Origin of the sequence: Streptomyces ruber (genome assembly GCF_014648075.1) — a bacterium.
Lineage (GTDB): Bacteria > Actinomycetota > Actinomycetes > Streptomycetales > Streptomycetaceae > Streptomyces > Streptomyces ruber.
The window spans coordinates 571,447-587,353 of sequence record NZ_BMQK01000001.1 but is presented as its reverse complement, the minus strand read 5'-3'; the positions used below and the strand labels follow the sequence as shown (position 1 = coordinate 587,353).

The following is a 15,907-nucleotide window of genomic DNA, read 5'->3' as shown; positions in this document are numbered from 1 at the left end:
CGGCGCCCGACGCCGCTACCGCAGCGGCCCGGTGACCGTCTCCACCGCCGCGACCAGCCGTCCGTCACGCACGAACGCGTCCACCACGGCAAGCTCGGGGGCCAGGAACCGGTCCGGTCCCGGACCCCCGGCACCGGCCGCGCGCACGGCGTCCACGACCGCACGCGTCGCGGGCGCCGGAGTGAGCGCCCCGCGCAGTTCGATCGCCCGGGTGGCGGCGTACAGTTCGACCGCCAGCACGCGCGCCAGACCGTCGACCGCCGTACGCAGCTTGCGCGCGGCGGACCAGCCCATCGAGACGTGGTCCTCCTGCATCGCCGAGGAGGGGATCGAGTCCACCGACGCGGGGACCGCGAGCCGCTTCAACTCGCTCACCAGGGCCGCCTGGGTGTACTGGGCGATCATGAGCCCGGAGTCGACGCCCGGGTCGTCCGCGAGGAACGCCGGGAGCCCGTGGCTGCGGTTCTTGTCGAGGAGGCGGTCCGTACGGCGCTCCGCGATCGAGGCGAGGTCCGCGGCCGCGACGGCGAGGAAGTCGAGGACGTAAGCGACGGGCGCGCCATGGAAGTTGCCGTTGGACTCGACCCTGCCCCCGGCGCCGAAAGCCTGGGAGGTGCCCCCGGGCAGCACCACCGGGTTGTCGACGGCCGCCGCGAGCTCCCGTTCGGCCACCACGCGCGCGTGGGCGATCGTGTCCCGGCCCGCGCCCGCGACCTGCGGGGCGCAGCGCACCGAGTAGGCGTCCTGGACCCGGGGCGCGTCCTCCTGATGGCTGCCGGTCATCCCCGAACCCGCCAGCACCGCCAGCATGTTGGCGGCCGAGGCGGCCTGCCCGGGGTGCGGGCGGAGCGCGTGCAGCTCGGGGGCGAGCACCTTGTCCGTGCCGAGCAGGGCCTCCAGGGTGAGGGCCGCCGTGACGTCGGCCGACTTGTAGAGCAGCTCCAGGTCGGCGAGGGCGAGGAACAGCATGCCGAGCATGCCGTCGGTGCCGTTGAGGAGGGCGAGGCCCTCCTTCTCGCGCAGTTCGACCGGGGTGATGCCATGTGCGGCGAGCAGGTCGCCCGCCGGGCGTACGACGCCGTCGGGGCCCTCCGCCTCGCCCTCGCCCATCAGGGTCAGCGCGCAGTGGGACAGCGGCGCGAGGTCGCCGGAGCAGCCCAGCGAGCCGTACTCGTGGACGGCCGGGGTGATGCCCGCGTTCAGCACGGCGGCCATGGTCCGCGCGACCTCGGGCCGTACCCCCGTGTGGCCGGAGCAGACCGTCTTCAGGCGCAGGAACATCAGCGCGCGCACCACCTCGCGCTCCACACGCGGCCCCATGCCCGCGGCGTGCGAGCGCACGATGTTGCGCTGCAGCCGGGTACGCAGCTCCGGGCCGATGTGCCGGGTGGCGAGGGCGCCGAAGCCGGTCGAGACGCCGTAGACGGGGTCCGGCTCGGCCGCCAGCGCGTCCACGACCTCGCGCGCCGCCTTCAGGGCCGCCACCGCCTCCTCGGCGAGCTCGACCCGGGCGCCGTCCCGCGCCACGGCGACGACGTCGGCCGCGGTGGCACCCGACGTCCCGAGCACCACCGTGCCCCCAGAGTGCATATCCATATTCAGGATCGTAGGTACTGAATCGCCGAATGTCACGACCGATCAACGGGCTCGGCCCTTACCCGGCGCACCCCTCCCGGGCGCCCCTCCCGGGCGGGGCTCCGGGCGGGACTCCGGGCGGGGCTTCGGGCGGGGCTCCGGGCGGGGCTCCGGGCGGGACTTCGGCCAGAGCTCAAAACGGAAGCCGTCACCGCGGGCTCCGCCCCCGGAAGCTCCGCCGGTCACCCGTCCCCGGCGCGCCCGGCCCGGGGCGGTCGGCGAGGCGCAGCACCGGGTCGTCCGGACCCTGCCGGCCCGCCACCACCGGCTTCGGCGAGCGTTCCGCCTTCGCCCGGTACTGCGCCGCGTCCGCGAGCCGGAACAGCCGGCGCGCCGACCGGACGGCGCCGATCGGGTCCTGCGTGGACGCCACCCCGCAGGCGACGCCCTCACCCAGCTCCAAATCGGCGGCGCGGCGGCAGAGTTCCCCGGCCACCCGCACCACGTCGTCCGCCGGCGGCCCCACCGCCAGCAGGCAGAACTCGTCACCCCCGAGCCGCGCCGCCAGCGCGCCCGGCAGCATCGCGCCGCACAGCGACAGCACCGAGCCGAACCGCTCCAGGAGCCGGTCCCCCGCGGCGTGGCCGTGGGTGTCGTTGACCCACTTCAGCCCGTTCATGTCGCAGACCACGAGACTCACGGCGGTGCCGTCGGCGCGGTGCCGCTCGATCGCCTCGCCGAGCCGCACATCGACCGCCCGGCGGTTGGCGAGGCCGGTCAGCGCGTCCGTGAACGCCAACTGCCGGGCCTCCTCCACCTGCTCGGTCTGCGCGATCCCGGCCGCGGCGACGGCCGCCAGCACGGTCGCGAACTCGGCGTCCTCCGTACCGAACACCTCGGCCCCCGCCGGACGCGCCACGTACAGCTCGCCCCACGCGCGCCCGCGCAGCACGACCGGCGCCACCACGCAGGAGCCGCGGCCCCGGCTGCGCAGGGCCTCGACACGCTGGAGGCAGCGCCCCTCCGGGCCGGCGGATCCGGCCGGCCCGGCGGCGTCCTCCGCGGCCTCCGCGGTCTCCACCCAGGCGCTGGGCCCGATCCCGCCCGCCCAGCGCTCGTGCAGGAACTCGGTGATCTCCGGGAAGCGGTGCACCGGATACGTCTCCGCGTCCGGGAACTCCTCCTCGTCCGGCGCCCTGTCCCCGACGTTGACGAGGACGCGCAGCCGGCCCAGCTCGCGCTCCCACACCGACAGCGCGGCGAAGCCGCCGTCCAGTGCGTGCCGCGCCCCCTCGGCCGCCGCCCGCCAGGACTCGTCAGGGGTGCGCGCGGCCGCCATCCCCTGCGCCAAGGCCACCACGGCCCGCAACCGTTCGTCCTCACCCATCCGTCCAGACTAGGGAGGTTTATCCCGGTTTGGCGTGTCGGTGTGCGGCCGGACGGCCGCCGGAGAGCCCCAGGGAGCCCCGGCAAGCAGCGGAGAGAACAGCGGGGGGAACTACTCCCCGGGCCACTCCGGCCGCCGCTTCTCGTTGAACGCCGCGACGCCCTCCGCCCGGTCCCCGGAGAAGGCGACGGCCCGCCAGGCCGCGTCCTCGACCTCCAGACCGGTGCGCAGGTCGAGCCCGTGCCCGAGCCGCAGCGCCCGCTTGGCGGCCCGTAGCCCCACGGGCGAGTTCCCCGCGATCCGGGCGGCCAGCGCCAGCGCCTCCGTACGGTCCTCGCCGGCGCCCACCAGCCGGTCGACGAGCCCCAGCTCCGCGACCTCCTCCGCCTCCAGGCGCCGGGCCGTGAAGACCAGCTCGGCGGCCCGCGCGGCACCGACCCGGCGCGGCAGCAGCTGCGTACCGCCACCGCCCGGGATCACCCCCACGGACACCTCCGGGAGCCCGACCACCGCCGTACGGTCCGCCACGATCAGGTCGCACGACAGGGCCAGCTCGAACCCGCCGCCCAGCGCGAAGCCGTGCACGGCGGCGACCGTCGGCATCGGCAGCTCCAGTACGCCGGTGTACGCGGCGCGCGCGACGGGCCGCTGGCGCACGAGGTCGGCGTCACTGAAGGAGTTGCGCTCCTTCAGATCGGCGCCCACGCAGAAGGCCCGCTCGTGCGTGGAGGTCAGCACGACGGCACGGACGTCCCGGTCGGCGGCGAGCGCCTCACAGGCACCGGCGATCGAACGCGCCATCTCCGTCGAGACCGCGTTCATGGCCGCCGGGCGGTCGAGGACGAGCTCGGCGACGTACCCGTGCCGCCGTACGCCGACGAACTCCCCGTACCGCCGCTCGTCCCCTCGCTCCGCCCCATCCGTCATGACGACCCTCCTGGTTAACGTCGGTTAACTCCCGGCGTCTCCGATCATGGCAGCCGGGGCCCCGCCGGGGAAGGGAGGGACGGCTGCCCCCTCCGTCAGCCGTTCGTGTGACAGTCGTCCCGACTCCCTCCCGCCCCCTCCCGGGGCGCATAGCCTGCGCACCGCACAGCGCACCGGGGGCGCGAGGCGCTCGGGGGAGGGAACGGCCATGACGGAGACGCCGATCGAGGGGAACGAAGAGAACGGGGAGAACAGAGAGAACGGGGAAAACAGAGACAACGGGGAGAACGGGGAGAACGAGGGGCCCGCAGAGGGAGCAGGAGCCGTGGCAGCGGCGCGCCCCGGCAGCGGCCGACACCGCAAGCCCCGTCCCCGGCGGCTGCGGATCGCGGTCGGCGCGTTCGCCCTGATGGCGGGGGCGCTGGGACTGGTGAGGCTGTTGGTGCCCGAGCCGTCCGGCGGGAGCGCCGGGGGCGATCCCGCGGAGCCACGCGCCGTCGGGGCCGGAAGCGCCTACGACCCGCCTCGGACGGCGGCGTCCCCGACCACCTCACCCCCGGCGCGCGCCACGGACGACGTCTCCGGCCCGCGCCCGGGAACCCCGTCGCCGCGCGCTCCGGGATCCGCACGGGTGCCCGGCACCACGGCCGCGCCCCCCGGCGGCGCCCCGCGCGGGCCCGCCCCCAGGGCTTCCGCCTCCGCGGCCACCGATGTCACGGACATCACCGATGTCGCCACAGCACCGACCGCCCCACCGAAGCCCCCTCCGACCACACGCGCCCCGGCCCGCACCCGGCCCGCCGCACCCCGGCCCACTCCGCCGGACGCGACGCCCACGGCTCCGGAGCGCGAGCGCGAGACCACCCGGCCGGTCCTGTGCCTGCCGGTCATCGGCGTGTGCGTCAGCGGCGACCCCGCGTACCGGGACTGGCTTCCCGGCTCCTCCGGGCTCCACCACGGGCGCCGTCACCAGTGAGGGAGCCCCTCAGCTCCCCGAACCGGAACCGGGGAGCACCTCAGACCCCGTCCGCCCGTCGCGTGAGCAGCCACGGCTGTACGACACCCAGGCCGCGCACCGGCCGCTGCCACATCGGCTGGAGGGCGAAACGGTACGTCGGCGGCTCCTCGCCCTCCTTCTCCGCGGCGGCCGCGGCCTCCGCGGCCTCCGCCTCGGAGACGGGGGCGTCACCGGTGCGGACGATCTCCTCCGCGAAGGCGGTGTCGACCAGCACGGCGTCCTTCGGCGCTATCGAGGTGAGCCGCGAGGCCAGGTTCACCGTCGTGCCGAAGACGTCGCCCATCCGTGTCGTCACCGTGCCGAAGGCGATGCCGACGCGCAGTTCGGGCATCGTCTCGTCGTTGGCCATGGTCTCGATCAGCCGGAGCGCGATCTCGGCGGCCACCCCCGCGTCGTCCGCCGCGTACAGCACCTCGTCGCCGAGCGTCTTGATCAGCCGGCCGCCGTGCGCGGCCACCAGGTCCGCCGCCGTGGTCTCGAAGGCCTCGACGAGCTCGCCCAGCTCCTCCTCCTCCATGCGGCGCGTCAGCCGGGTGAAGCCCACCAGGTCCGCGAAGCCGACGGCGAGCCGGCGGTCGACCATCTCCTCGTCGTCGGCGGCCTGCACGACCCGGCCGGTCGCCGCGGCGAGCTGGCGCCGCCAGACGAAGACGAGGAACTCCTCCAGCTCCGGCAGCAGCAGCTCGATCAGCGGATACGTGACCTCGGTGCGCGTCATGCCCGGCTCGGGCGGCTCGGTGAGGCCCTCCAGGAAGGAGTCGATCTGCCACTCGGCCAGCCGGGCGGTGGTCTGCCCGGTGGAACGTGCCACCTGCACCGCCATCGCCTCGCTGAGCAGACCGGCCTCGACCAGACCGGCCAGCCGGCGCAGCGCGAGGACGTCCGCCTCGGTGAGCGCCTTGGCCTGCCCTATGTCCGGGAAGCCCATGGCCCGCCAGAAGCGGGACGCCAGTTCCATGGAGACGCCCGCGCTGCGGGCCGCCTGGAAGGGGGTGTAGCGGCGCTCGGCACCGAGGATGAGCTGTTCGAGGCGGAGTGCCAGCGGGTCCTCGACGGGGTCGGGGCCCTGCGCGCCTCCCCTGCCCGGCGCGTCCGTCCGCCGCGGCTCGGCACGCTCGCCCCGGGCGGCCGACGCGTCACCGGCGGACCCGGCGGTACGGTCCGGGTCGCCGTCGGGTGCGTGGTGTGCGCCCGCGCCGGAACCCGTGTCGTCGACGGTCACGCCTGCTGCCCTTCCGATCTGTCACGGTCAGGTATCGACCGGCCTCAACTGTACGGCAGGTGTGCGCTGGCTCACTCCTGTCGGCGCGGACCGCCGCGCGCACCAGGTGGAGGGGGGTCCGGGCGGGCCCCGGGGCCGTACGGGACGGCCGCGTGCCCGGTGTCGTCCGGTGCCACCGGCCCGGCCGAGTACCCCCGCGCTCCCTCCCGTCACACGGGGCGCAGATGCACGATGTCCCCGGCTCCGACCGGCTGCTGCACACCCTCGGCCGTGGCCAGCACCAGGCGTCCGTCGCCGTCGACCGCGACGGCCTCCCCCACGAGCGAGCGGTCGCCGGGCAGCTCCGCGCGGACCGTGCGGCCCAGCGTCGCGCAGCCGGCCGCGTACGTGTCGTGCAGACCGCTCACCGCCGGGTCGCCGCCGGCCGCGCGCCAGGTGCCGTACCAGTGCTCCAGCGAGCGCAGCACCGCCCGCAGCAGCGGGTCGCGGTCCGTGGTCACGGCGCCCGCGAGCGCGAGCGACCCGGCGGTGGGGACGGGCAGCTCGTCCGCCCGCAGCGAGACGTTGATCCCGACGCCGATGACCACGCCGTCGGGACCGGCGCGCTCGGCGAGGATGCCGCCGGCCTTGCGCTCCTCGCCGTCCACCGTGACCAGCAGGTCGTTGGGCCACTTCAGCGCGGTGTCCACGCCGGCCGTACGGGACAGCCCGGTCGCCACCGCGACCCCGGTCAGCAGCGGCAGCCAGCCCCAGCGTTCGAGGGGCACCTCGGCCGGCCGGAGCAGCACGGAGACGATCAGTCCGGAGCGGGGCGGCGCGGTCCAGGTGCGGTCGAGGCGGCCGCGTCCGGCGCGCTGCTCCTCGGCGACCAGCACCGCGCCCTCGGCGAGGCCGGCGGCGCGGTCCGCCAGGTCGGTGTTGGTGGAGCCCGTCACGGGTACCACGTCCAGCGAGCTCCACAGCCCGCCCTCGCGCACCAGCGACCGGCGCAGGGAGGCGGCGTCGAGGGGCGGGCGGTCCAGGTCGGACCAGCGGCCGCCGGGCGGCCGGTCGTTCGGGTCGGGTTCGTCTCGCGGCGTCATGCGACCCACCCTAGGTGTGGCATACGCCGCACTGCTGAACCCTGGGGTACACCACTACGCTACGTATGAGTAACCGTCCCCCCGTGTGAGCAGGCACCAGGCAGGTACACCCTCACATCCCCCTTGAGCAGGCAGGGAGCCGCATCCCGATGTCCGAGCCGGAAGAGCGCCCAGAGGCCGCAGAAGCTGCGGAGGCTGCACAGACCGCAGAGGCTGCAGAGCCCGCAGAGGCCGAGGAGAACGACATCCACACCACCGCGGGCAAACTCGCGGACCTGCGGCGCCGCATCCACGAAGCGACGCACGCCGGCTCCGGGCGCGCCGTGGAGAAACAGCACGCGAAGGGCAAGCTGACGGCCCGTGAGCGCATCGGACTGCTGCTGGACGAGGACTCGTTCGTCGAGTTCGACGAGTTCGCCCAGCACCGGTCGACCAACTTCGGCCTGGAGCGGAACCGCCCGTACGGCGACGGGGTCGTCACCGGCTACGGCACGGTGGACGGCCGCCCGGTGGCCGTGTTCTCGCAGGACTTCACGGTCTTCGGCGGCGCCCTCGGCGAGGTCTACGGGCAGAAGATCGTCAAGGTGATGGACTTCGCGCTGAAGACGGGCTGCCCGGTCATCGGCATCAACGACTCCGGCGGCGCCCGCATCCAGGAGGGCGTCGCCTCGCTCGGCGCGTACGGCGAGATCTTCCGCCGCAACGTGCACGCCTCCGGTGTCGTCCCGCAGATCAGCCTGATCGTCGGCCCGTGCGCGGGCGGCGCGGTGTACTCCCCCGCGATCACCGACTTCACGGTGATGGTCGACCAGACCTCGCACATGTTCATCACCGGACCCGACGTCATCAAGACGGTGACGGGAGAGGACGTCGGCTTCGAGGAGCTCGGCGGCGCCCGTACCCACAACACGACCTCGGGCGTGGCCCACCACATGGCGGGCGACGAGAAGGACGCCATCGAGTACGTCAAGCAGCTGCTGTCGTACCTGCCGTCCAACAACCTCAGCGAGCCGCCCGCGTTCCCGGAGGAGGCGGACCTCGCCGTCACCGACGAGGACCGCGAGCTGGACACGCTGATCCCGGACAGCGCGAACCAGCCGTACGACATGCACACGGTGATCGAGCACGTGCTCGACGACGCCGAGTTCTTCGAGACGCAGCCGCTGTTCGCCCCGAACATGATCACGGGCTTCGGCCGCGTCGAGGGTTCCCCGGTGGGCGTCGTCGCCAACCAGCCCCTCCAGTTCGCGGGCTGTCTGGACATCGACGCCTCCGAGAAGGCCGCCCGCTTCGTCCGCACCTGCGACGCCTTCAACGTCCCGGTCCTCACCTTCGTGGACGTCCCCGGCTTCCTGCCCGGCGTCGGCCAGGAGCACGAGGGCATCATCCGCCGCGGCGCCAAGCTGATCTTCGCGTACGCCGAGGCCACGGTGCCGCTGATCACGGTCATCACCCGCAAGGCGTTCGGTGGCGCGTACGACGTGATGGGCTCCAAGCACCTGGGCGCGGACCTCAACCTCGCCTGGCCGACCGCCCAGATCGCGGTCATGGGCGCCCAGGGCGCGGTCAACGTCCTGCACCGGCGCACCATCGCGGCCGCCCCCGAGGAGCAGCGCGAGGAGGTGCGGGCCGGGCTGATCCAGGAGTACGAGGACGCGCTCCTCAACCCGTACACCGCGGCCGGACGCGGCTACGTCGACGCGGTGATCATGCCCTCCGACACCCGCGCCCACGTCGTGCGCGGTCTGCGCCAGCTGCGGACGAAGCGGGCGAGCCTGCCGCCGAAGAAGCACGGCAACATCCCGCTGTAGCCCGTACACCTCTGCTCCGACCCCCTCCGACCCTTCTGACCCCCCTGACCCTTCCCGACCCCCATGGAGCCGTTGTGACGATCAAGGTCGTACGGGGCAATCCGACCCCGGAGGAGCTGGCCGCCGCGCTCGCGGTGGTCAGGGCGCGCGCCGCGGCGGCCGCCGCCGAGCCGTCCGGCGTGCCGAAGCCGCGGGACTCCTGGGCCGACCCGGCCCGCGTCGCCGCCGACCGGCTGCCCCAGCCGGGCCCGACGGCGTGGCGCCGCACGTTCTGGCCCGGCTGAGCGCTCCGCCGGGCCGGACCGCCGAGCGGTGGTCCGGCCCGGACGGGCCGCGCAAGTTGAGTACGCGTACTCAGGCGCCGGACCGACGGAGGGTCGCAGCATCGGTGACATGCTGTGGTCCGATCCGGAGAACGAGCCTCCGAAGGAGCTGCGCGACATGCAGGCCATGCTGCGGCGGCTGGGCGTTCTCGTGGCACTGGCCATGGTGCTCTCGATGCTGATGATCGGCATGGGGTGACCCGCGCCGGGACGCCCCCGCTCCCCGCCGGGCAGCGCCCCGGCCGCGTCGATACGCTGACCGCATGACCGCTCAGCCACGCCGCCGACTCGTGCTCGCCTCCCAGTCCCCCGCCCGGCTCGGGCTGCTCCGCCAGGCCGGACTCGCCCCCGAGGTGATCGTCAGCGGGGTCGACGAGGACGCCGTGACCGCTCCCACCCCCGCCGAACTGGCACTCGCGCTGGCCGAGGCGAAGGCCTCCGTGGTGGCGGCGCGGCCGGAGGTGAGCGGCGCACTCGTGATCGGCTGCGACTCGGTGCTCGACCTGGACGGCCAGGCGCTCGGCAAGCCCGCGGACGCCGAGGAGGCCACCGCGCGCTGGAAGTCGATGCGCGGCCGTGCGGGCACGCTGCAGACCGGGCACTGCGTGTGGGACACCGCGGAGGACCGGTACGTGTCCGCCACCGCGTCCACCGTGGTCCGCTTCGGCGAGCCCACCGACGAGGAGATCGCCGCGTACGTCGCCTCCGGTGAGCCCCTGTACGTCGCCGGGGCCTTCACGCTCGACGGCCGTTCGGCGCCCTTCATCGACGGCATCGAGGGCGACCACGGCAACGTCATCGGGATCAGCCTCCCGCTGGTGCGGCGGCTGCTGAGCAGACTGGGCGTCGGCATCACGGACCTGTGGACGCCCACGGAGGGCTGACACATCGGCGACGCTACTTGCGGGTAAACAAGGGGACAAGGGCTCTGGCAGCAGCAAAGAATCGTTGGGCCATTAGTAGGGATTCCACAAAGAAACCCTTGCGCCCGCAGCACGGCCTCATAGAGACCTTGGCCACAGGGGACGGCTAGGGTTTGCCGGTGGGTCCCGCGTAGTGCGCCATGACAAGGGATTTCACCGGTAGAGCGAGCCTCGGGTCACGCTCCGTGTGGGCAAGCTCACCATTGAGGACGGGTCGAAACGCCGTGTCGGCAGTCCCTAAACTCGGCTTGTTTCAAGGAGAGGGAGCCATCGTGCGCAAGGTGTTGATCGCCAACCGTGGCGAAATCGCTGTCCGCGTCGCCCGGGCGTGCCGGGACGCCGGGATCGCGAGCGTGGCCGTGTACGCCGAGCCGGACCGGGACGCCCTGCACGTCCGCGCGGCGGACGAGGCGTTCGCGCTGGGCGGTGACACCCCGGCCACCAGTTATCTGGACATCGCCAAGGTGCTGCAGGCGGCGAAGGACTCGGGTGCGGACGCGGTCCACCCGGGCTACGGGTTCCTCTCCGAGAACGCCGAGTTCGCGCAGGCGGTGCTGGACGCGGGGCTCATCTGGATCGGCCCGCCGCCGCAGGCCATCCGGGACCTGGGCGACAAGGTCGCGGCCCGGCACATCGCGCAGCGCGCGGGCGCCCCGCTGGTGGCCGGCACCCCGGACCCGGTGTCCGGGGCGGCCGAGGTGGTGGCCTTCGCCGAGGAGCACGGCCTGCCGATCGCCATCAAGGCGGCCTTCGGCGGCGGCGGGCGCGGCCTGAAGGTGGCCCGCACCCTGGAGGAGGTGCCCGAGCTGTACGACTCGGCGGTCCGCGAGGCGGTCGCCGCGTTCGGCCGGGGCGAGTGCTTCGTGGAGCGCTACCTGGACAAGCCGCGGCACGTGGAGACCCAGTGCCTGGCCGACACCCACGGCAACGTGGTCGTCGTCTCCACCCGTGACTGCTCGCTGCAGCGCCGCCACCAGAAGCTGGTCGAGGAGGCGCCCGCGCCGTTCCTCTCGGAGGCGCAGGTCGAACAGCTGTACTCGGCCTCCAAGGCGATCCTGAAGGAGGCCGGCTACGTCGGCGCCGGCACCGTGGAGTTCCTGGTCGGGGCGGACGGCACGATCTCCTTCCTGGAGGTCAACACCCGGCTGCAGGTGGAGCACCCGGTGACCGAGGAGGTCGCCGGCATCGACCTGGTCCGCGAGATGTTCCGCATCGCCGACGGCGAGGAGCTCGGCTACGGCGACCCGGTGCTGCGCGGCCATTCCTTCGAGTTCCGCATCAACGGCGAGGACCCGGGCCGCAACTTCCTCCCGGCCCCCGGCACGGTGACGAGGTTCGACCCGCCGTCCGGCCCCGGCGTGCGCCTGGACGCGGGCGTGGAGTCCGGCAGCGTGATCGGCCCGGCCTGGGACTCGCTGCTGGCCAAGCTGATCGTCACCGGCGCCACCCGTGAGCAGGCCCTCCAGCGTGCCGCCCGCGCGCTGGAGGAGTTCCGGGTCGAGGGCATGGCCACCGCCATCCCGTTCCACCGCGCGGTGGTCAAGGACCCGGCGTTCGCCCCCGAGCTCACCGGCTCCGCCGAGCCGTTCACGGTCCACACCCGGTGGATCGAGACCGAGTTCGTCAACGACCTCAAGCCGTTCGCCGCCCCCGCCGACGGCGAGACCGAGGACGAGACCAACCGCGAGACGGTCGTGGTCGAGGTGGGCGGCAAGCGCCTGGAGGTCTCCCTGCCCGCCTCGCTGGGCATGTCGCTGGCCCGCACCGGGCTGGCCGCCGGCGCCAAGCCCAAGCGGCGCGCGGCGAAGAAGTCCGGCCCGGCCGCCTCCGGCGACACCCTGGCCTCGCCGATGCAGGGCACCATCGTCAAGGTCGCCGTCGAGGAGGGCCAGGAGGTCCAGGAGGGCGACCTGATCGTGGTCCTGGAGGCCATGAAGATGGAACAGCCCCTCAACGCCCACAAGGCCGGCACCGTCAAGGGCCTGACCGCCGAGGTCGGTGCCTCCCTCACCTCCGGCGCCGCCATCTGCGAGATCAAGGACTGACCCGTACGGCAGCGCCTTCCACGAGCACGCCGGGGCGCCCGGCGGACCGCTTCGGCCGGTCCGCGGGGCGCCCCGTCCGTCTCCTCCCTTCCTCTCCGGTTCCCGGCCCGTCCGCAGCGTGCGGTGGCATGCTGGAGGCCGTCCGAGTGCGGTGGAGGGAGCTGGTGAGGGCACCATGACGAGCACGGCCCCGGAGGAGACCGCGGGGGCGGCCCCGCAGGCGTACGGGCGTCCGCCGCGCCGGAAGCGGGCCGACGCGCGGCGCAACCGCGAGCGGCTGCTGCTGGCCGCGCGCGCCGCCTTCGCCGCCCGGGGCACGGAAGCGTCCCTGGAGGACGTGGCGAAGCGCGCCGGTGTCGGGATCGGCACGCTGTACCGGCACTTCCCGAACCGGCAGGCCCTGCTCAGCGCGGTGTTCGCCGACGCGGCGGAGCAACTCCTCGCCCGCTCGCACGAGTTGCTGGACGATCCGCAGCCGTGCGCGGCGCTCGTGGCGTGGCTGCGGGAAATGATCAGTCATGCGGGCGAGTACCGGGGGCTGGCGCGGGCGCTCATGGCGGTCTCGTCCTCGACCGCGCCGGACCGCGACTCGGATCTCGCCCGGTGCGGCGGCCCGATCCGGGAGGCGGGCGGCGCCCTGCTCGCGCGTGCGCAGGAGGCGGGTGCCGTACGCGCCGAGGTGGAGATCGGCGATCTCCTGCAGCTCACCCACGCGATCGCCCTCGCGGCCGAGGAGTCACCGGCCGACCCCGGGCTGGCCGACCGGCTCCTCACCCTGACCCTCGGCGGACTGCGTCCGTAAAAGGCGCACTCGGCACTTGCGCGCAGAGGACCAGGGTGATCCACGCCCGGCCGGTGTCACGGAGAGTGACCGACCGCCCGGGCGTCGTACGGGCGGGGTCAGCGGCGGCGGAGGTCCGCCACTCGCGTCGCCCTCTCGCGCTCGGCACCGGCGGACTGATCGCCCAGGACGGGAGCCGTCCGCAGGGCGGGGCTCCCGCCCGGCACCTGACCGCGGCGCGGATGCGGAAGAGGGACGTCCCGGCGCCGGGAGGAGGACGCCGGGACGGGATCACCTCCGGCGGCTCCGGCGACCGCGATCTGGACCCCCTGGTCCGCGAGGGCCTGCAGCTCGGTGGCCGCGCGGTCGTCGTGCCCGGGCGGCTCGTCGGTCACCAGCCGGGTGATCACGTCGGTCGGCACGGTCTGGAACATGGTGTCCGTACCGAGCTTGGTGTGGTCGGCGAGGACGACCACCTCCGCGGCCGCCTGCACCAGGGCGCGGTCGACGGACGCCGAGAGCATGTTGGACGTGGACAGCCCCCGCTCGGCGGTGAGTCCGCTCCCGGAGAGGAAGGCCCGCGAGACTCTGAGCCCCTGGAGGGACTGTTCCGCCCCGGAACCGACCAGCGCGTAGTTGGAACCGCGGAGGGTACCGCCGGTCATCACGACCTCCACGCGGTTGGCGTGGGCCAGCGCCTGCGCCACCAGCAGGGAGTTCGTGACGACGGTCAGCCCGGGCACCCGCGCGAGCCGGCGTGCCAGCTCCTGCGTGGTGGTGCCCGCCCCGACCACGATGGCCTCGCCCTCTTCGACGAAGCCCGCCGCGAGGTCGGCGATGGCCGTTTTCTCGGCGGTCGCGAGATGGGACTTCTGCGGGAAGCCGGACTCCCGCGTGAACCCGCCCGGCAGTACCGCACCGCCGTGCCGGCGGTCGAGGAGTCCTTCTGCCTCCAGTGCACGCACGTCCCGCCGTACGGTCACTTCGGAGGTCTGGACGACGCGGGCGAGCTCACGGAGCGACACGGCACCGTTCGCTCGCACCATTTCGAGGATCAATTGGCGACGTTCTGCAGCGAACACGAAACTGACAGTAACGCGGCCGACCGTCTACTTTCAGCAGTTTGCGCCGAATAACAGAAGTTGTTCGCGCGGTGCTATGCGAGGTGGTATATGAGTACGCCCCTTGCGTCCGCGACCTGCGCGGGGCCGCCAACTCCCCGCACCGGGCGGGGAGTCGGGCCAGCCGCTCAGCCCGCGTCGCTCACCTTGCGGGTGTGCAGCTGCCGGGCCACCTCGGCGATCGACCCCGAAAGGGAGGGGTACACGGTGAACGCGTTCGCGATCTGTTCGACGGTCAGGTTGTTGTCGACCGCGATCGAGATCGGGTGGATGAGTTCCGAGGCGCGCGGCGCCACCACGACACCGCCCACGACGATCCCGGTGCCGGGCCGGCAGAAGATCTTCACGAAGCCGTCCCGGATGCCCTGCATCTTCGCGCGCGGGTTGCGCAGCAGCGGCAGCTTCACCCCGAGCGCGTCGATCCTGCCCGCGTCGATGTCGGCCTGCGTGTAGCCGACGGTCGCGATCTCGGGGTCGGTGAAGACGTTGGACGAGACCGCCTTCAGGTTGAGCGGGGCCACGGCGTCGCCGAGGAAGTGGTACATGGCGATGCGGCCCTGCATGGCGGCCACCGAGGCGAGCGCGAAGACACCGGTCACGTCACCGGCGGCGTACACGCCCGGAGCCGAGGTCCGCGACACCTTGTCGGTCCAGATGTGCCCGGACTCACGGAGCTTGACCCCGGCCTCCTCCAGGCCCATGCCCGCGCTGTTCGGAATGGCGCCCACGGCCATCAGACAGTGCGTGCCGCTGATGGTCCGGCCGTCCGAGAGGGCCACCTCGACCCGGTCGCCGACGCGCTTGGCGGACTGGGCACGGGTGCGGGACATCACGTTCATGCCCCGGCGCCGGAAGACGTCCTCCAGCACGGCGGCGGCGTCCGGGTCCTCGCCCGGCAGCACGCGGTCCCGGCTGGAGACGAGCGTGACCCGCGACCCCAGGGCCTGGTAGGCGCCGGCGAACTCGGCACCGGTCACACCGGATCCGACCACGATGAGCTCCTCGGGGAGCTCGTCGAGGTCGTACACCTGGGTCCAGTTGAGGATGCGCTCGCCGTCCGGCTGCGCGTCGGGCAGCTCGCGCGGGTGCCCGCCGGTGGCGATCAGCACCGCGTCGGCGGTGAGCGTCTCCTCGCTCCCGTCGGCGGCGCGCACCACGACCTTGCGCGACCCGTCGAGCGCCTGCTGCCCCTCCAGCCGGCCGCGCCCGCGCACCACCCGCGCGCCCGCGCGGGTGACGGAGGCCGTGATGTCGTGGGACTGCGCGAGCGCGAGCCGCTTCACACGCCGGTTGACCTTGCCGAGGTCGACGCCCACCACGCGCGCGGGGCTGTCGATGTGAGGGGTGTCGTCGGCGACGATGATGCCGAGCTCCTCATAGGAGGAGTCAAAGGTCGTCATCACCTCAGCGGTCGCGATGAGGGTCTTCGAGGGCACGCAGTCGGTGAGCACCGACGCGCCGCCCAGACCGTCGCAGTCGACGACGGTCACCTCCGCACCGAGCTGCGCGGCCACCAGGGCCGCTTCGTATCCGCCGGGTCCGCCACCGATGATCACGATCCGAGTCACGTACTCCATTGTCCCGTACGCCGCGCGTTGCGGTACCAGGGGGCCCTTCCGAGACGGAAGTGCCACTCCCCCCACACCCTCACCGGAAACAACAAAGCAACAATCCCTCCCCTCGCGCATCAGC

14 protein-coding genes are annotated in these 15,907 nt (G+C 73.5%); 7 read left to right on the top strand and 7 right to left on the bottom strand.

Annotation, left to right across the window (positions count from 1 at the left end):
* Window positions 1-15 precede the first annotated feature (15 nt).
* From hutH to IEZ04_RS02730, 3 genes are all read right to left on the bottom strand, one after another.
* The gene (gene hutH, locus IEZ04_RS02740; protein WP_373296241.1) at window positions 16-1,596 is read right to left on the bottom strand and encodes a histidine ammonia-lyase; all 1,581 of its coding nucleotides are present in this window, start codon (window positions 1,594-1,596) and stop codon (window positions 16-18) included.
* Between the two features lie 187 nt (window positions 1,597-1,783).
* Window positions 1,784-2,962 (bottom strand): GGDEF domain-containing protein, encoded by a 1,179-nt coding sequence (locus tag IEZ04_RS02735; protein WP_189214953.1) that lies wholly within the window; start codon window positions 2,960-2,962, stop codon window positions 1,784-1,786.
* A gap of 111 nt (window positions 2,963-3,073) precedes the next feature.
* On the bottom strand, window positions 3,074-3,889 hold the full coding sequence (locus tag IEZ04_RS02730; RefSeq protein WP_189214952.1) for an enoyl-CoA hydratase/isomerase family protein: 816 nt from the start codon (window positions 3,887-3,889) through the stop codon (window positions 3,074-3,076).
* A 208-nt stretch (window positions 3,890-4,097) separates the two neighbouring features.
* On the opposite strand from IEZ04_RS02730, the gene IEZ04_RS02725 reads away from it, so the two are divergent.
* Entirely contained in the window at window positions 4,098-4,865 is a 768-nt protein-coding gene (locus IEZ04_RS02725; protein WP_229820795.1) for a hypothetical protein, read from the top strand.
* Between the two features lie 40 nt (window positions 4,866-4,905).
* Here the strand turns inward: IEZ04_RS02725 and IEZ04_RS02720 are convergent, their stop codons facing one another.
* Window positions 4,906-6,129 (bottom strand): adenylate/guanylate cyclase domain-containing protein, encoded by a 1,224-nt coding sequence (locus tag IEZ04_RS02720; RefSeq protein ID WP_189214950.1) that lies wholly within the window; start codon window positions 6,127-6,129, stop codon window positions 4,906-4,908.
* A 209-nt stretch (window positions 6,130-6,338) separates the two neighbouring features.
* The gene (locus tag IEZ04_RS02715) at window positions 6,339-7,211 is read right to left on the bottom strand and encodes a biotin--[acetyl-CoA-carboxylase] ligase (RefSeq protein WP_189214949.1); all 873 of its coding nucleotides are present in this window, start codon (window positions 7,209-7,211) and stop codon (window positions 6,339-6,341) included.
* A gap of 149 nt (window positions 7,212-7,360) precedes the next feature.
* Here IEZ04_RS02715 and IEZ04_RS02710 point away from each other — a divergent pair, with 149 nt between their 5' ends.
* The 6 genes from IEZ04_RS02710 to IEZ04_RS02690 all read left to right on the top strand — a co-directional run bounded on the left by IEZ04_RS02710 (window position 7,361) and on the right by IEZ04_RS02690 (window position 13,115).
* Window positions 7,361-9,022: an acyl-CoA carboxylase subunit beta gene (locus IEZ04_RS02710; RefSeq protein ID WP_229820794.1), complete on the top strand. Its 1,662-nt coding sequence runs from the start codon at window positions 7,361-7,363 to the stop codon at window positions 9,020-9,022.
* A gap of 74 nt (window positions 9,023-9,096) precedes the next feature.
* A complete protein-coding gene (locus IEZ04_RS02705; protein ID WP_189214948.1) occupies window positions 9,097-9,306 on the top strand; it encodes an acyl-CoA carboxylase epsilon subunit in 210 nt (69 codons plus the stop codon).
* 109 nt (window positions 9,307-9,415) lie between these two features.
* Window positions 9,416-9,544: a morphogenic membrane protein MmpB gene (gene mmpB, locus IEZ04_RS35555; protein ID WP_268245652.1), complete on the top strand. Its 129-nt coding sequence runs from the start codon at window positions 9,416-9,418 to the stop codon at window positions 9,542-9,544.
* Window positions 9,545-9,608: 64 nt separating this feature from the next.
* The gene (locus IEZ04_RS02700) at window positions 9,609-10,229 is read left to right on the top strand and encodes a Maf family protein (protein WP_189214947.1); all 621 of its coding nucleotides are present in this window, start codon (window positions 9,609-9,611) and stop codon (window positions 10,227-10,229) included.
* A gap of 311 nt (window positions 10,230-10,540) precedes the next feature.
* Window positions 10,541-12,313 carry an acetyl/propionyl/methylcrotonyl-CoA carboxylase subunit alpha gene (locus IEZ04_RS02695; RefSeq protein WP_189214946.1) on the top strand — a complete coding sequence of 591 codons (1,773 nt, stop codon included), beginning with the start codon at window positions 10,541-10,543 and terminating at the stop codon, window positions 12,311-12,313.
* 175 nt (window positions 12,314-12,488) lie between these two features.
* The gene (locus IEZ04_RS02690; RefSeq protein ID WP_189214945.1) at window positions 12,489-13,115 is read left to right on the top strand and encodes a TetR/AcrR family transcriptional regulator; all 627 of its coding nucleotides are present in this window, start codon (window positions 12,489-12,491) and stop codon (window positions 13,113-13,115) included.
* Window positions 13,116-13,213: 98 nt separating this feature from the next.
* On the opposite strand, the gene IEZ04_RS02685 is transcribed toward IEZ04_RS02690, so the two are convergent.
* Together IEZ04_RS02685 and IEZ04_RS02680 are read right to left on the bottom strand one after the other, a co-directional pair.
* A complete protein-coding gene (locus IEZ04_RS02685) occupies window positions 13,214-14,176 on the bottom strand; it encodes a DeoR/GlpR family DNA-binding transcription regulator (protein WP_189214944.1) in 963 nt (320 codons plus the stop codon).
* A 167-nt stretch (window positions 14,177-14,343) separates the two neighbouring features.
* Window positions 14,344-15,792: an NAD(P)H-quinone dehydrogenase gene (locus IEZ04_RS02680; protein WP_189214943.1), complete on the bottom strand. Its 1,449-nt coding sequence runs from the start codon at window positions 15,790-15,792 to the stop codon at window positions 14,344-14,346.
* Window positions 15,793-15,907: the final 115 nt, after the last annotated feature.

Excerpts from the sequence above, each read along its gene's own strand:
- hutH (WP_373296241.1), bottom strand. The coding sequence starts at position 1,596 with ATGGATATGCACTCTGGGGGCACGGTGGTGCTCGGGACGTCGGGTGCC.
- IEZ04_RS02735 (WP_189214953.1), bottom strand. The coding sequence starts at position 2,962 with ATGGGTGAGGACGAACGGTTGCGGGCCGTGGTGGCCTTGGCGCAGGGG.
- IEZ04_RS02730 (WP_189214952.1), bottom strand. The coding sequence starts at position 3,889 with ATGACGGATGGGGCGGAGCGAGGGGACGAGCGGCGGTACGGGGAGTTC.
- IEZ04_RS02725 (WP_229820795.1), top strand. The coding sequence starts at position 4,098 with ATGACGGAGACGCCGATCGAGGGGAACGAAGAGAACGGGGAGAACAGA.
- IEZ04_RS02715 (WP_189214949.1), bottom strand. The coding sequence starts at position 7,211 with ATGACGCCGCGAGACGAACCCGACCCGAACGACCGGCCGCCCGGCGGC.
- IEZ04_RS02710 (WP_229820794.1), top strand. The coding sequence starts at position 7,361 with ATGTCCGAGCCGGAAGAGCGCCCAGAGGCCGCAGAAGCTGCGGAGGCT.
- mmpB (WP_268245652.1), top strand. The coding sequence starts at position 9,416 with ATGCTGTGGTCCGATCCGGAGAACGAGCCTCCGAAGGAGCTGCGCGAC.
- IEZ04_RS02700 (WP_189214947.1), top strand. The coding sequence starts at position 9,609 with ATGACCGCTCAGCCACGCCGCCGACTCGTGCTCGCCTCCCAGTCCCCC.
- IEZ04_RS02690 (WP_189214945.1), top strand. The coding sequence starts at position 12,489 with ATGACGAGCACGGCCCCGGAGGAGACCGCGGGGGCGGCCCCGCAGGCG.
- IEZ04_RS02680 (WP_189214943.1), bottom strand. The coding sequence starts at position 15,792 with ATGGAGTACGTGACTCGGATCGTGATCATCGGTGGCGGACCCGGCGGA.